At 57.2% G+C, this 13,559-nt stretch carries 14 protein-coding genes; 7 read left to right on the top strand and 7 right to left on the bottom strand.

Features of this window, described 5'->3' with window-relative positions; genetic code table 11:
• The first annotated feature begins 41 nt into the window (after window positions 1-41).
• The gene (gene ygiD, locus VNZ60_RS14445; RefSeq protein ID WP_325660258.1) at window positions 42-839 is read left to right on the top strand and encodes a 4,5-DOPA-extradiol-dioxygenase; all 798 of its coding nucleotides are present in this window, start codon (window positions 42-44) and stop codon (window positions 837-839) included.
• An 18-nt stretch (window positions 840-857) separates the two neighbouring features.
• Here the strand turns inward: ygiD and VNZ60_RS14440 are convergent, their stop codons facing one another.
• The 6 genes from VNZ60_RS14440 to VNZ60_RS14415 all read right to left on the bottom strand — a co-directional run bounded on the left by VNZ60_RS14440 (window position 858) and on the right by VNZ60_RS14415 (window position 7,172).
• Entirely contained in the window at window positions 858-2,075 is a 1,218-nt protein-coding gene (locus VNZ60_RS14440) for a phospholipase D-like domain-containing protein (protein WP_325660403.1), read from the bottom strand.
• Between the two features lie 41 nt (window positions 2,076-2,116).
• Entirely contained in the window at window positions 2,117-2,761 is a 645-nt protein-coding gene (locus tag VNZ60_RS14435; RefSeq protein WP_325660256.1) for a MotA/TolQ/ExbB proton channel family protein, read from the bottom strand.
• Between the two features lie 96 nt (window positions 2,762-2,857).
• Window positions 2,858-5,254 (bottom strand): TonB-dependent receptor, encoded by a 2,397-nt coding sequence (locus VNZ60_RS14430; protein WP_325660254.1) that lies wholly within the window; start codon window positions 5,252-5,254, stop codon window positions 2,858-2,860.
• A gap of 78 nt (window positions 5,255-5,332) precedes the next feature.
• Window positions 5,333-6,073 (bottom strand): TonB family protein, encoded by a 741-nt coding sequence (locus VNZ60_RS14425; RefSeq protein ID WP_325660252.1) that lies wholly within the window; start codon window positions 6,071-6,073, stop codon window positions 5,333-5,335.
• Window positions 6,073-6,480, bottom strand: a complete 408-nt coding sequence (locus VNZ60_RS14420; RefSeq protein ID WP_325660251.1) for an ExbD/TolR family protein — start codon at window positions 6,478-6,480, stop codon at window positions 6,073-6,075. The genes VNZ60_RS14425 and VNZ60_RS14420 overlap by 1 nt, the downstream gene beginning before the upstream one ends.
• A gap of 119 nt (window positions 6,481-6,599) precedes the next feature.
• Window positions 6,600-7,172 carry a hypothetical protein gene (locus VNZ60_RS14415; RefSeq protein WP_325660249.1) on the bottom strand — a complete coding sequence of 191 codons (573 nt, stop codon included), beginning with the start codon at window positions 7,170-7,172 and terminating at the stop codon, window positions 6,600-6,602.
• A 145-nt stretch (window positions 7,173-7,317) separates the two neighbouring features.
• Here VNZ60_RS14415 and VNZ60_RS14410 point away from each other — a divergent pair, with 145 nt between their 5' ends.
• The 5 genes from VNZ60_RS14410 to VNZ60_RS14390 all read left to right on the top strand — a co-directional run bounded on the left by VNZ60_RS14410 (window position 7,318) and on the right by VNZ60_RS14390 (window position 11,293).
• Window positions 7,318-7,680: a winged helix-turn-helix domain-containing protein gene (locus VNZ60_RS14410; RefSeq protein ID WP_325660248.1), complete on the top strand. Its 363-nt coding sequence runs from the start codon at window positions 7,318-7,320 to the stop codon at window positions 7,678-7,680.
• A gap of 191 nt (window positions 7,681-7,871) precedes the next feature.
• Complete coding sequence (locus VNZ60_RS14405; protein WP_325660247.1) at window positions 7,872-9,314, top strand: metallophosphoesterase family protein; 1,443 nt, start codon at window positions 7,872-7,874, stop codon at window positions 9,312-9,314.
• Window positions 9,314-10,549 (top strand): cytochrome-c peroxidase, encoded by a 1,236-nt coding sequence (locus VNZ60_RS14400; RefSeq protein WP_325660245.1) that lies wholly within the window; start codon window positions 9,314-9,316, stop codon window positions 10,547-10,549. The genes VNZ60_RS14405 and VNZ60_RS14400 overlap by 1 nt, the downstream gene beginning before the upstream one ends.
• A gap of 224 nt (window positions 10,550-10,773) precedes the next feature.
• Window positions 10,774-11,022, top strand: coding sequence for a type II toxin-antitoxin system Phd/YefM family antitoxin (locus VNZ60_RS14395; protein ID WP_325660401.1), 249 nt, complete (start codon window positions 10,774-10,776; stop codon window positions 11,020-11,022).
• A complete protein-coding gene (locus tag VNZ60_RS14390; protein WP_325660244.1) occupies window positions 11,012-11,293 on the top strand; it encodes a type II toxin-antitoxin system RelE family toxin in 282 nt (93 codons plus the stop codon). Before VNZ60_RS14395 ends, VNZ60_RS14390 begins: the two co-directional genes overlap by 11 nt.
• Window positions 11,294-11,323: 30 nt before the next feature.
• Here the strand turns inward: VNZ60_RS14390 and VNZ60_RS14385 are convergent, their stop codons facing one another.
• The gene (locus tag VNZ60_RS14385; RefSeq protein ID WP_325660243.1) at window positions 11,324-12,955 is read right to left on the bottom strand and encodes an NAD(P)/FAD-dependent oxidoreductase; all 1,632 of its coding nucleotides are present in this window, start codon (window positions 12,953-12,955) and stop codon (window positions 11,324-11,326) included.
• 259 nt (window positions 12,956-13,214) lie between these two features.
• Between VNZ60_RS14385 and VNZ60_RS14380 the strand changes: the two genes are divergently transcribed.
• Window positions 13,215-13,532, top strand: coding sequence for a YXWGXW repeat-containing protein (locus VNZ60_RS14380; RefSeq protein WP_325660242.1), 318 nt, complete (start codon window positions 13,215-13,217; stop codon window positions 13,530-13,532).
• The last annotated feature ends 27 nt before the right edge of the window (window positions 13,533-13,559 follow it).

Here is a 13,559-nt window from a genome sequence, read left to right as displayed (position 1 = left end):
GACAAATAAGCTGAAAAATAAGCTGATTGGAAGGGATTAAGATGAGCACCATTGCCACCCGCATGCCGGCGATTTTCTTCGGTCACGGCAGCCCGATGAATGCACTTGAGGATAATCGCTACACCGCAGCCTGGGCCGAATTGGGCGCGAGTGTCGCGCCGCTGCAACCGAAAGCGATCCTGTCGGTGTCCGCGCACTGGTACACGCGCGGCACCGGCGTCACCGCGATGGCGCAGCCGAAAACCATTCACGATTTCGGCGGTTTTCCGCAGGCATTGTTTGACGTCCGTTATCCGGCGCCGGGCGATCCGCAGCTGGCAGCGCAGGTGCGCGATCTGCTGGCGCCGGTGGCGGTTGCCATGGACCAATCCTGGGGGCTCGATCACGGCACCTGGTCGGTGCTGGTCAAAGCTTTTCCCAAGGCCGATGTGCCAGTGATACAACTGAGCATCGACGCTACCCGGCCGGCGCAGTTTCACTTTGATCTGGGCCGCAAACTTGCCGTATTGCGCGAACAAGGCGTGCTGATCATCGGCAGCGGCGACGTGGTGCATAACCTGCGTCTGATGAATCGCAGCCAGGATGCGCCGGTGCATGGCTGGGCTCAGCGTTTCAACGACCACATCCGCGAGAGTCTGGTGAGCGGCGATCTGCAAGCCTTGATCGATTACGCCGATCAGGGCCAGGACGCGCAATTGTCGGTGCCGACGCCAGAGCACTATCTGCCGCTGTTGTACATCGCCGGCGCCAAACAAGATGACGAGACGATTTCGATTGCAGTCGATGGCATCGATATCGGTTCTATCAGCATGCTGACCGCCGTGGTCGGCGCTGTCTGAGGTTAGAGGAACGCCGGACTATTCCTTGCCCTTTACCGGCTTGGGATAGTCCTTCATCACATCGATAGCTTGTGCATACGTGGATTCCCAGGTTTGCTGGTGCAAGTCGGCAATCCGTTGCGCCATCTTCTCATTGCGCAGCACGATCTCCAGGTTGCGTGAATTATCCAGGTAGCCGCCGCTCCAGTTGCTGGTGCCGATCCATGCCAGCTGGCCATCGATAGACATGGTCTTGCTATGGATCACGCGGGCGAAGGGAATGAAGCCGGTGCTGGCCTGCGGCAGCGTGACGATCCGGATTTCCATGCCGGGCAGCAGCGCCAGGCTTTTCAAATAGGCGATCGCCGGCTGTTCGGTATTCCAGTTCGACACCATCAGCTTGACCTTGACGCCGCGCGCCAGTGCAGCGCGGATCGCATTATCGATCACCGCGTAATAAGGACGTGTGCGATTCGGCCCGTAGCTCAGCGGCGCATAGTCGAGCAACTGTATCCGGACTTCGGATTTAGCCGCGGCCAGCAGTTTCGGCAACTCGGTTTCAGAGTCGCCGACGCCGGGCGGATTGAACGCGTTCGGGCTGGCTACCAGAAACGCCGCTTGCCGGTCATCGGCGCTTGCCACACTCTGATTAAGAAGCGGCACCGGTTGCCCTTGCGCGATCAATTCCTGCGCCTGCCAATCGTACTCAAAAATTTGCTGCAACTGGCCAACCATCATCGCATCCGTGATGCGCAAGCCGGTTTCATGGATGTGGACAAACGAGCGCCAGTCAAAATTCTGGCTGCCGACGTAGGCGGTGCTGGCGTCGACCACCATATATTTTGCGTGGATGATGCCGTTGCCGGTCAGCTTGGAATAATCGAGATAACGGAATTCAAGATTGGGAATTTTTTTGAGCCGTTCGATGGTTGGCATGTCGGACGCGAACTTGCCTTTTTCTTCCATCAGGAAACGAATCTTGACGCCACGCGCACCGGCTGCGGCGAGCCGCGCTATCACCTGTTCAAATGCGGCGCCAGGCTGGCTGGCGACATAGAACTGACCCAGCACGATCTCGTGCCTGGCGCTATCGAACATCTCGCTCCAGACTTGCAGCGGTTCACGCAAGTCAGGCGTTGCCAGCGTGGTTTCGAGCGGCGCCGTGTGGACTAGTTCGTAACCGGGAATGCCGAATTCGGCACGGGCGCTGCCGGTGCAGCCCAGCAGAATTGCTAGCGAGGCGATCAGCCGACGCATTTCTATCTTATATATTTTTATCTTATGCATTTCTATCCTGGTCAGGCCAGATGCAGCTTTCCAGATTCTGCTGGCATCACCGTGCTGCTGCCAGCCACTCGGCCGACGCAGGCACGCAGCATCAATACTTTCAAATGATCGTTGATGCGTTCGATCCGTTCCTGGAACATATTAAAGAAAAACATGCCCACCACCGCAATGCCGATGCCCAGCGCGGTCGCATACAAAGCGGTGCCGATGCCTTGCGAGACCTGGCCCGGATCGGATACGCCGGATACCGCCAGCGCCTTGAAAGTATCGATAATACCCAAAATCGTACCGAGCAGGCCGAGCAGGGGAGCGGCAGTGACGATGGTGTCCAGAATCCATAGCCGATGCTGCACTTCGCCGCGGTTGGCGATATATACCGACTCGCTGAAATCTTCCAGATCCTTTTCACTGGTCAGCTGATGTTTTTCCGCCAGGATGTCGGACACCAGTGTCAGCGGCAGGCTGGCGCGCGACGTCAGTGCGCTCGGCAATTCCTGCACGTGCTGCACGGCGTGGGTCATGGCTTTTTCCAGGCCGATAGCCTGGCGCAACGTGTAGTTGAAAAACAGCCCGCGCTCGACGATCACGAAGATCGCCAAGGCAGCGCAGGCGTACATCAGATAGAAAGCGAGCTCGTGGAATAATTGCATGTTCATGTTGACCTCTCTGCGCACGAATGCACGTTTGTTGCAGCGGCGAGCCCCAGTCCGGGGCCGCCCGCCATGGTTTGCCGCTAATGCTTTGCTGCTGGATTAAAAATCCGCCACCAAAGTGACGCTAAAGCTGCGCGGTGCGCTGACATAGAACGTCGGCGGCGTTGCCGGTGCGCTGCTGCCGATCGCCACCGCATTGCTGGTGAACTGGCTGCCGCTGCCGGCATTCAGGTTCAGGTATTGCTTGTCAAAGATATTGTTGAGGTTGAAGCGCAGCGTCGGTTTTTTCAGCCAAGTGGTCGACGGGAAGGTATAACCGGCGCCGGCGTTGAACACCGTATAACCGCCCAGGCTGTCATCGTTGACCAGTGTGGTGTAGCGCTTGCCGGTGTATTTAGCCTGGCCGAATACATACCAGCTGTCTTGCGCATATTGCAGGCTCAAGCCGCTCAGCCAGTTCGGCGTATCCGGAAACTCTTTGCCGCCGGTAGGCAGGTTGAAGTTGGTGGCCCAAGGCATGTCCTTATCCATCTTGCTCTTGATATAGGACAGTGAACCGTACAAGCTCAGGTTCTTGGTGAGCGAGTAGCCGGATTCCAGTTCAAAGCCTTTGGATGTCGAATCGCCGACGTTGTAATCGATACGATTGCCGGTATCCGGGTTGAACGAGGTGGCAATCCGGTTTTTGTAATCGACATAGAATACCGATCCCGAAAACGTCCATTTGTCAGTCGCGTAACGGTAGCCGAGATCATAGTTCCAAGAGGTTTCCTTATCCACCGGCACATTGCGCACGGTGCCGCCGGTATACACGCCGTTTACAAAATTGCCGCCCGAGATCAGGTTGAAAAAGGAGAAATTGCCTGGCGCCTTGAAGTTCTTCGCAGCGTTGAAAAATACCGATTGCGCCGGATCGAGCTGATAACGGATGCCGAGGCTAGGCAACAGGTCGGAATACGATTTCTGCACGGTATAGAAACCTGGCGAACTCTGGCTTGGATTGTTGGTGACGTTACGGTCTATGCTCGAATAACGCGCGCCGAGCTGCAGGTTCAGCTTGTCTTGCATCAGGCTGATATTGTCTTGCGCAAAAGCTGATTTACCGGTGCTGACGGTGAGTGTGTCGCGGTATTGCACGACGCTGCCGTTCTGGTTTCTGAGCCAGACGTCAGGATTGCTCAGCCAGACATCGGCGGCGTTGCCATTGTTGTCGATAGGCGCATAAGGGCCGGTTTGCTGATGCCGCGCGCGCTCGTACCAATAGCCCACCATCAGTTTGTGGTTGTCGATCTGCTGGTTGTACTTGAGCGTCACGCCGGGACGATAGGTGCGGGTGCGGCTGCCTTCGTAGGCGAACACAGTGTCCTTGGTGTCGCCGTCGCGATTGACATCGCGCACACCGCCACCCAGCAAAGTACCGGAATTACCCTCGGTGATAGTTTGCAATTGATTGCCGCCAGTGCCGAAGCCGTACCACATGTATGGGTTGACATCGATGCTGGATTGCGGCGCCAGCTGGAAGTGTGCGTTCATGGTGGCCAGCCAATTCTTGAACGGATTCAGGTTGTAGCCGTAGTACAGATCCTTGCTGCCGGTATTGATGCCGGCGTTCGGGCCGTAGGTCGAATCATTTTGCGCACCAGGGCCGCCTGGCTGATGCACCGGCGCCACCGTGCCGTAATCCAGGTTGCGTCCATACTGGGCAATCTGCGCCTTGGTCAGCGAACGATAATTATTGTTCAACGCCGTGTTGTACATGAAACCGGTATCGACAAAACTGCCGCCGCCCAGATCCAGTTTGCTATTGAAATCGACATGTTCCTTGTCGGCACGGCCTTTACCCTTGAACTTGTCGGCCTGCGCCTTGGAATAAGAGATAAAGAACTTGAAACGATCGTTGAACAGCTTGCCGGAATCGAGGCGCACGTAAGCTTTCCACAGATCGTTCGAGCCGAAAGTATATTCGGTGCGGAAGCGGCGCTGGTCTTCCGGGGTACACATGGTCATGCCGATATTGCCGCCGGTGGCGCCGACATGCGGTGCTTCAGTGTCGGTGGATCCTTGCGTGACGAAGATGTCGCACAGGTTTTCTGCATCGGTGTATTCCTGCGGATAGACGGCGAAGCTGCCGGAATCGTTGACCGGTGCACCATTGACGGTGAAGCCGAGCTGGTCGCTGTTAAAGCCGCGCACCCGGACGTTGCCGCCGAACAGGCCGGTGCCGTCGGTATCGTAGCTGTTCACGCCCGGCAGCAGATTGATCATCTGAAACGGATTGCCGGTGGTGCTTTGTTTTTCCATATAGTCGCGATTGACCGAGCTGCGCGCTTTCGCTGACTCTTCCTGCTGGATCAGGCCGGTGCTTTGGCCGCCGCCGGCATCGCCTTGCACTGTGACCTTGCCGACCTCGGATGTGTCGGCAGCGTAGACCAGCGGACTGGCGGCGATGAATAACCCGGAGATCAGCAGTGACAGCCGGGTGACTTTGAATTGCATGGCATTACTCCCTGTATATTTTTGCTAGGTGTTCAAACTAAGTATTCAAGCTGCTGCTAACTTCTGTTCGCTGTTGCTCTACCCCGCTCCCGGGATGAATTCCAGCTCGGCGCTGAATCGATGGCTCGCTTCTCCGACCCAGCTGGATTCGGGAAAAGCAGAAAAAGTGGCGCGGTTGATGGTCTTGCGGGCGGCTTCGTCGAGCAGCATGGAGTTCGACGATTCGTCGATGCCTTGCTCTACCAGAGTGCCGTCGCGATTCAGCACAAACCAAACCTTGACCTTGCCTTGCGGCCGCTGCTGACTGGCTTCGCGCCCGGTCGGATAACGCTTGATGCTATTCAGATGCGCCCGCAGCTTGGCGATGTAACCGGCTTCGACGCCGGCGTTGTTCGGCTTGGTTACCGGCGGCGCGGGTTCCGGAGCCGGTGGCGCTATGGGGGCAGGCGCGGCGACGGCTTTGGGCGCTGCCGGCGGTGCGGCTACTTCGGCACTCGGACTGTTGCTGACCGGTGTGGCGCTCACGGTCGGTTGCGGTGTTGCCGGAGTTGGCTGCCGGTTCTGGATCGGCTGCACCGCCGGTACTGGCAGCGGCTTAACCACCTGCGGCGGCGTCGGAGTCGGCGGCGTGGGTGCGGCCACTGGCGGCTCCGGTTCCGTCAACGCGATCTGCACCAGGGAATCATCTGTATGCGGCTGGATCTTTACCGCTTTCTGGATCCCGGCAAAGATCAGGATCGCGAGTATGACGATAGCCGGCAGCGTTGCCAGCGCATCGCGAAACCTGTAGAAAAACGGCATGGTCATGATTGCTTGCATCACGGTTTGCGGGTAGCAATGGAGATCGATTCGAAGCCGTTCTGCTTCAAGTTGTCCATCACTTCCACCAGCCGTTGCACCTCAACCCCGCGATCGCTGTTGACGATGACGTTGAGTTTTTCGTCTTTCTTTTTAGCTTGATTCAAGCGTGTCGCCAGCTCGCCGATCTTGGTGTCGACGCCGTCGACTTGCAGCGCATCGTTAAGACCGATGCTGATGACAGCTTTGTTTTGCGGTTTCAGATCCTGCGAGCTGCTGGCAGTCGGCAAATGTGTTTTCATGCCGAGTGCCGGAATCACGTTGAGACTGATCAGCACAAAAAACACCAGTAGAAACATCATCACGTCGATCATGGGAATAATTTCGACGCGGGCTTTCCGCTTTTTTGGTTCGTCCCAGCTGCGCATTGCACTACCCCGATGTAAGAAGCGCGGTGATAGCGTGAAGTCGCTAACCGCTATAATTTCTATAACTGTCGGCAGAATAGCGAGGAATTATTTCGGCAGTATTACAATCGTTAACTTAGCTATTGATGTGGCGGCAGCCGCACAAAAGACAGCAGCATCTTGATCGCATAGACCACGATCAGAGAGCCGGTCAGATCGCCGATGGACATCACGATCAGGCCCGACCAGAAATGATAGGAGACGCCGCGCAGCACAAACCACATCAGCTGCAGCAGCGGATTGGCGAGGCCGTATAACAAGATGCAAGCCAGCAAGCGGGTCGTGGTCAGATTGCTGAGCGAGCGTTGCAAGCGCATTTCCTGCAAGGTGAATCTATAGGCGAGATAGGGCGCCAGCGCCGAGATAATGCTGTAGCCGATGGTGGTGACCGGATCGCCGGGAAAGATGGCGTAGATGCTGGAAGTTAGCAGTGAAGCGAACAGGATGCCGAGCACGCCCGCCTCGGCAAACAGCAAAGTGCAGATAAGCCGTATCCCGGCCGGCAGGTAGATCCAGGCAATCCCCTGGGTGAATTCGATGTGCTTGAATAACCAGTCGTTGGTCATGTACACCAGCATGTAGACCACCACCGTGATGGTCACGGTTAACAGGTTGAGGCGCAGTTTCGCGGCGCTGGACGAGGGAATGGACATGGCGCGCATATATTACCGAAGTATCCGCGCCAGCGCCGGAAGATACTTGCGATGGCTGTGAAATGACGGGTATGATCGATATGAATTTCACAGCATTAGCAGAGCATTTCCGGCAGCCGCCTACCTACGTGTTAAAAATAGAGCTATGGAAAAAAATAACCGACCTGCAGATATCTATGTGCGGTTTTTGCAACTGGCAAATGCGCTGCGCGGCTTGCCGTCGCTGCCATCGCTGGACCCTTTGGAAGATCGCATCCTGGCCTTTGTTGCGCGCGCCGGGCAAGCCAAGGAGCGGCTGTCGGTACGCGACATGATGGCGCAAAGCGAACTCGGATCACCGGCCATGTTGCATGCGCGGCTGAAGTCGATGCGGGAAAAGGGCTGGATCGTGCTGACAGATACCGACGATACGCGCCGCAAGCAGGTGGAATTGAGCCAGGCGGCGTGGCTGCACTTCGACAAGTTATCGAAGTGCTTGCTGCAGGCAACGCGGGACGCCGGCAAATAGCTGATCATAGGTCAACACGCCCTAGGGGAAACCGCGACACGATGTGCTCTCAAAAAATACGCTCACGGCGTATTTTTTTTATCCGTCCGCTGTAACAAACTGATGTATCAAGCCGATGTAACAAGCAGGTCATATTTATTTCTTATAATTTCGACTACTCAATATCATTACCTCAGACCTGAGCGAGCTACATGGACGCGACAAAGCAACTGCGGCACAACACAGTTTCACCGGCGCTCACGCTGGCATCAGCGTTGGGCATGAGCCTGCTTGTCGCTGCCTGCGGCGGCAGCGACAGCAACCGCAGTGTCGACGCCGGCGTGAAGGCGGCCTGGGTGGTCGTCGGCAGCAACAACCAGGCCACCGTCAGGGTTATCACCAGCGACGCCAGTTGTCCGCAAGTCCTCGACGGCGCTGACTATAATGCGATGACTTTGCGCGCTGCAGCGGCAACCGCAGCGCAGCGCCCGACCGCCAGCGCAGCCGCCGACTCCAAGCCTTCCGCCTTCCCGGTCACCGCCTGTGAATACAAGGTGCCTGCCAATAGCAGCAGTATCTCGGTCGGCTCCCGTTCTTTACCTCTGCCCAAGAAAGCGCCGCAGCGCGTAGTGGTGCTGGCCGATACCGGTTGCCGCTTGAAGAAGGCCGATAACGCCTGGCAAGCCTGCGCCGATGGCGACGCCTGGCCGTTTCCCGAGATCGCCAGCACCGCTGCCGCCATGCAGCCGGATCTGGTATTGCACATAGGCGATTATCACTATCGCGAAAATGCCTGCCCGGCAGATATCGGCGGTTGCAAAGGCAGCCCCTGGGGTTACGGCTGGGACGCCTGGCAAGCCGATTTGTTCCAGCCCGCTGCACCGCTGATGGCTGCCGCGCCGTGGATCATGGTGCGCGGCAATCACGAAGAATGCGCGCGCGCCGGCCAGGGCTGGTTCCGCTTTCTGGATACGCAACCGTTCGACGCCAAGCGCTCTTGCGACGATCCGGCCAATGATGGTTTGGGTAATTTTTCCGATCCGTATGCGGTCGCAGTCGGCGCCGATACGCAAGTGATTGTGTTCGACTCGTCGAAAGCGGGCAGGGCTGCGTTGCCGATCAGCGATCCGCAATTCGTCAAATATCAGGCACAATTCCAGACAGTCAACCGCTTGGCGGCGCAAGCCGGCGTCAACAGCATTTTCACCAATCATCATCCGATCCTCGGTTTCGCGCCATTGGCCGGCGCAGCGCCGGCGCCGGGCAATCAGGCGCTGCAATCGGTGATGCAAAGCGTCAATCCGACAGCCTTTTATCCGGCCGGTGTGAAGACGGCGATTCACGGCCATGTGCATGATTTCCAGGCCATCAATTTTTCATCCAACCATCCGGCCACTTTTGTCTCCGGCAACGGTGGCGATAATCTGGATGTGAATTTTGCCGATCCGTTCCCATCCAGCATCAGTCCGGCTCCCGGTGTCATCGTCGACAAGATTGCGCATACCAGCAGCTTCGGTTTCATGGTGATGGATCGTCAGAGCAATGGCACATGGGCATACAAAGCCTATACGCGTAAGGGGCAGCTACTCACCACTTGTCAGCAAAATGGGAATAACATCAGTTGCGACAAGACCGGTTATCTGGCGCCAAATTGATGCAGCGTTTTTGGCCGGCGCTACTGCTAGCTTGCTGCTTGCCGTTCAAACTGAATGCAGCGCCGCTCAACACGCCGTTGTATCCGGAAATGCCGGCGCCGGCGGCAGCGCCGGCCGATGCTCCGGCATTAGTGGCGCTAGGCCGCCAATTGTTTTCCGATACCCGCTTGTCGGAGCCGCGCGGTACCAGTTGCGCCAGCTGCCACGCCCCGGCGCAGGCTTTCTCCGGCAATCATGGATCACGCATCGGTGTCGCGCTCGGCAGCCGCCCGGCCAGTCTGGGTACCCGCAATACACCGTCAGTCTTGTATCTGCGTTATACGCCACCACGTTTTTTTTACCAGGACGACGATGCGCTAGCGCCGATTCCGTTCGGCGGTTTCTTTTGGGACGGCCGCGCCAATACTTTGGCCGAGCAAGTTCAGGGGCCTTTGTTTAATCCCCAGGAAATGAACAACCGCAATCCCAGCCAGCTGGCGCGCAAACTGCAGCAAGCGTATGGGCTGGAGATGCGCACGCAGTTTGGTGCGGCCATCTTTCAGCGGCCGGCACTAGCGACTCAGGCCGCCAGCCGTGCGCTGGAGGCATTTTTGCGTAGTGATGAAATGACGCCGTTCAGCTCCAGGTACGACGACTATATCCGCGGCAGGATTAAATTGGATGTGGCGGAAATGCGCGGTTTGCGCCTGTTTAAAGATCCGGACAAAGGTAACTGCGCATCCTGTCATAAATTCAACGACAGCTCCAGCAATCCGGCGCGCTCGATGTTTACCGATTTTGGTTACGATGCGGCGGCGATGCCGCGCAACCGCCGGATCGCGGAAAATCGCAATCCTAAATACTACGATCTAGGTTTATGCAAAACCGCAGCCGAGTTGCAATGGCCCGACAGCAGCCAATGGTGCGGTTATTTCAAAACGCCGAGCTTGCGCAATGTCGCCGTACGTGAAAGTTATATGCATAACGGCGTATTTGGCGCGCTGCGCGACGCCGTCGCGTTTTATGCGACACGCGCGACCAAACCGGGCGACTGGTACAAGACCGGGATCAAGTTCGATGACCTGCCGCCAGCTTATCGGGAAAACGTCAATATCAATTCGGTGCCGTACAACCGGCGCGAAGGAAGCACGCCGGCGCTCAGCGATAGCGATGTTGATGATCTGGTGGCGTTTCTGCGAACGCTGACCGATGCCGCGTATGTCAAACAGAGCACTCGATCCAGCAATAAACAATAGAGGCCGGATGCCGCATCTGGCCAAGTCTGTTTAAGCTATTAAACAAGAAACAAAAATTCAGCCAAGACTTATAGGTACACATGTAAGCAGCAGGCAAAAGCTAAGCCATACTGCAATCTTTCACGAAGCAAATACTTTCCTGCCCCAAGGCGGATGGTATTTATAGGAGTGCTATGAAAGATGCTATTATTGGTGCTATTAACAATGCTTTTAAAGGCATTTCTATGGCACACCTGATTCTTGCCGAAACGACCGCCAGCGTTTCCGAGTTAAAAAAAGACCCTATGGGCACCGTTGCTGCAGGCGAAGGATTTCCCGTGGCGATATTAAACCGCAACCAGCCGGCTTTTTATTGCGTTCCTGCAAAGGCTTATGAAGCCTTGATGAACAAGCTCGAAGACATGGAACTGAACGCGCTTGCAGACGCGCGCCAAGGGCAAGCTATTATCAAGGTCAAGCTGGATGAGCTTTGAACTAGCTTTCCTAGAAGAAGCATTGAAGGAGTGGGGTAAGCTGGATCAGGGCATCCGCGAACAGTTCAAAAGGAAATTAGCAGAACGATTGCTGAGTCCGCATATCCCGTCAGCCCAACTATCTGGCTCCGGAAGTCGCTACAAAATCAAGCTGCGCCAGGCTGGCTACCGCCTGGTCTACGAAGTACGCGACCGGGAGTTGATCGTGCTGGTCGTCGCGGTGGGCAAGCGCGAGCGCAACGCCGTGTACAAGGCCGCAGAAAGACGTTAAGCCAGCGGCCCATACCATACGCCAGCAGATTTAATTTTTGTTCAGCATGCTCAAGGCAACCGCCTCGGCCACGCGGATGCCGTCAATCGCCGCCGACATGATGCCGCCCGCATAACCGGCGCCTTCTCCGGCCGGAAACAAACCAGTCGTATTCAAACTTTGCAGACTGTCGTCGTGGCGCTTGATGCGTACCGGCGATGAAGTGCGGGTTTCGACCCCGGTCAGCACGGCGTCGGCCATGGCGAAACCGCGGATCTGTTTGTCGAATACCGGCAAGGCTTCGCGGATAGCGGCAATTGCGTAGTCTGGCAAGGCTGTGCTGAGATCGCCCAGATGGACGCCGGGTTTGTAGGAAGGAATCACGGAACCGAGCGCGGTCGACGGCCGGCCGGCGATGAAATCGCCCACCAGCTGGCCCGGCGCATCATAGGTGCCGCCGCCCAGTTCGAAGGCGCGCGATTCCCACTTGCGCTGGAAGTCTATCCCGGCCAGCGGGTGGCCGGGATAGTCGTCCGGCGTGATGCCGACCACGATGCCGCTGTTGGCGTTGCGTTCGTTGCGCGAATACTGGCTCATGCCGTTGGTTACCACTCGCCCGGGTTCCGAGGTGGCCGCGACTACAGTGCCGCCCGGGCACATGCAGAAACTGTAAACCGCACGGCCGAGAGCTTGACTGGATTCGCAGTGATGCACCAGCTTGTAATCGGCGGCGCCCAGTATCGGATTACCGGCGGCGGGGCCAAAGCGGCAGCGGTCGATCAAGGATTGCGGATGTTCGATGCGGAAGCCGATGGAGAATGGCTTGGCTTCGATATACACGCCGCGGTCGTACAGCATCTGGAATGTATCGCGAGCGCTATGGCCGATGGCCAGCACCACATGGTCGGTAACGATGGTCTCACCGCTGGCGAGCACTACCGCACGCACCTGGCCCTGGCCGTTTTCCATCTTGATGTCGATATCCTCGACCTTTTGCTGGAAGCGGAATTCGCCGCCCAGCGCCTCGATGCTGGCGCGCATCTGCTCCACCATCTTGACCAGCCGGAAAGTACCGATATGCGGTTTGCTGACGTACATGATCTCGTCTGGCGCATCGGCCTTGACGAATTCGGTCAGCACCTTGCGGCCGTAGTGTTTGGGATCCTTGATCTGAGTCCACAGTTTGCCATCGGAAAACGTGCCGGCGCCGCCTTCGCCGAACTGCACATTCGATTCCGGCTGCAACTCGCGTTTGCGCCACAGTCCCCAGGTGTCCTTGGTACGCTCGCGCACTGCCTTGCCGCGTTCCAGGATGATCGGATTGAAACCCATCTGCGCCAGGATCAAGCCGGCAAACAAGCCGCATGGCCCGGTGCCGATTACCACCGGCCGTGATTTCATCTGAGTTGGCGCTTGCGCTACGAAACGGTAATTGGTGTCGGGTGTCGGCAGCACGCTGCGATCGCCCTTCATGCGCTTGAGGACCGCGTCCTCGTCCTTGAGCTCGACGTCCACGCTGTAAGTCAGGATCACAGCAGTCTTTTTGCGGGCGTCGTAGCTGCGGCGGAAAATTGTGTAACCGAGCATTTCCTCAGCGGCGATTCCCAGCCGTCCCAGAATCGCAGCATGCAGGGCGTCTTCAGGATGGTCGAGGGGGAGTTGTACTTCATTCAATCGCAACATGGGTATTCCGGGAAGTCAGGTGAGGATAGTGGGTGGCCGCGTTGCGGCTGCACCGTCCTGTAATTATTTTAATAAAACGACAATGCCGTGTGGCAGGCCGCCATTTTACCTTAGGGGCGGCGCAATAGCTGCCTGGTGAGCCATCAGACCGTTGCGCGGCCTGTATCTTTTGGAAACACAAAATTACAAGTAATAGGGTATTTGTCGCCTATATTTTAATCGTCGCCCGCGGTTTTTAAACGAACAAAGGAGGTGTCCGATGAAGATCAAATCGATTTTATGTGTCAGTTTGCTGGCGCTCGGCGCAGGGATGATGGCGCCGTTGACTTCGGCCCAGGCTGGAACCTATGTCGGGGTCCAGATCGGGCAACCGCCGCCGCCACGTTATGAAGTAGTGCCGCCGCCGCGTTACGGCTATGTCTGGGCGCCGGGGTATTGGCGCTGGAACGGCTATCGCCACGTGTGGGTGAGGGGCTACTGGCTCAGAGCTCGGCCGGGCTACCATTATGTGCCGCCACGCTGGCAAAGAGGCCCGCGCGGCGACTGGGAAATGCGGCCATACCGCTGGGATCGTTAAGCCGTACAAGGCGCCTTCGGGCGCCTT

This window comes from Collimonas sp. (assembly GCF_035566375.1).
GTDB lineage: Bacteria > Pseudomonadota > Gammaproteobacteria > Burkholderiales > Burkholderiaceae_D > Collimonas.
The sequence above is the reverse complement of the archived record's forward strand: the minus strand, read 5'-3'. Positions and strand labels throughout refer to the sequence as shown.

Bases quoted from the DNA above. Each gene is read 5' to 3' on its own strand.
- ygiD (WP_325660258.1), top strand. From the start codon at position 42: ATGAGCACCATTGCCACCCGCATGCCGGCGATTTTCTTCGGTCACGGC.
- VNZ60_RS14440 (WP_325660403.1), bottom strand. From the start codon at position 2,075: ATGCGTCGGCTGATCGCCTCGCTAGCAATTCTGCTGGGCTGCACCGGC.
- VNZ60_RS14435 (WP_325660256.1), bottom strand. From the start codon at position 2,761: ATGAACATGCAATTATTCCACGAGCTCGCTTTCTATCTGATGTACGCC.
- VNZ60_RS14430 (WP_325660254.1), bottom strand. From the start codon at position 5,254: ATGCAATTCAAAGTCACCCGGCTGTCACTGCTGATCTCCGGGTTATTC.
- VNZ60_RS14425 (WP_325660252.1), bottom strand. From the start codon at position 6,073: ATGCAAGCAATCATGACCATGCCGTTTTTCTACAGGTTTCGCGATGCG.
- VNZ60_RS14420 (WP_325660251.1), bottom strand. From the start codon at position 6,480: ATGCGCAGCTGGGACGAACCAAAAAAGCGGAAAGCCCGCGTCGAAATT.
- VNZ60_RS14415 (WP_325660249.1), bottom strand. From the start codon at position 7,172: ATGTCCATTCCCTCGTCCAGCGCCGCGAAACTGCGCCTCAACCTGTTA.
- VNZ60_RS14410 (WP_325660248.1), top strand. From the start codon at position 7,318: ATGGAAAAAAATAACCGACCTGCAGATATCTATGTGCGGTTTTTGCAA.
- VNZ60_RS14405 (WP_325660247.1), top strand. From the start codon at position 7,872: ATGGACGCGACAAAGCAACTGCGGCACAACACAGTTTCACCGGCGCTC.
- VNZ60_RS14400 (WP_325660245.1), top strand. From the start codon at position 9,314: ATGCAGCGTTTTTGGCCGGCGCTACTGCTAGCTTGCTGCTTGCCGTTC.
- VNZ60_RS14395 (WP_325660401.1), top strand. From the start codon at position 10,774: ATGGCACACCTGATTCTTGCCGAAACGACCGCCAGCGTTTCCGAGTTA.
- VNZ60_RS14390 (WP_325660244.1), top strand. From the start codon at position 11,012: ATGAGCTTTGAACTAGCTTTCCTAGAAGAAGCATTGAAGGAGTGGGGT.
- VNZ60_RS14385 (WP_325660243.1), bottom strand. From the start codon at position 12,955: ATGTTGCGATTGAATGAAGTACAACTCCCCCTCGACCATCCTGAAGAC.
- VNZ60_RS14380 (WP_325660242.1), top strand. From the start codon at position 13,215: ATGAAGATCAAATCGATTTTATGTGTCAGTTTGCTGGCGCTCGGCGCA.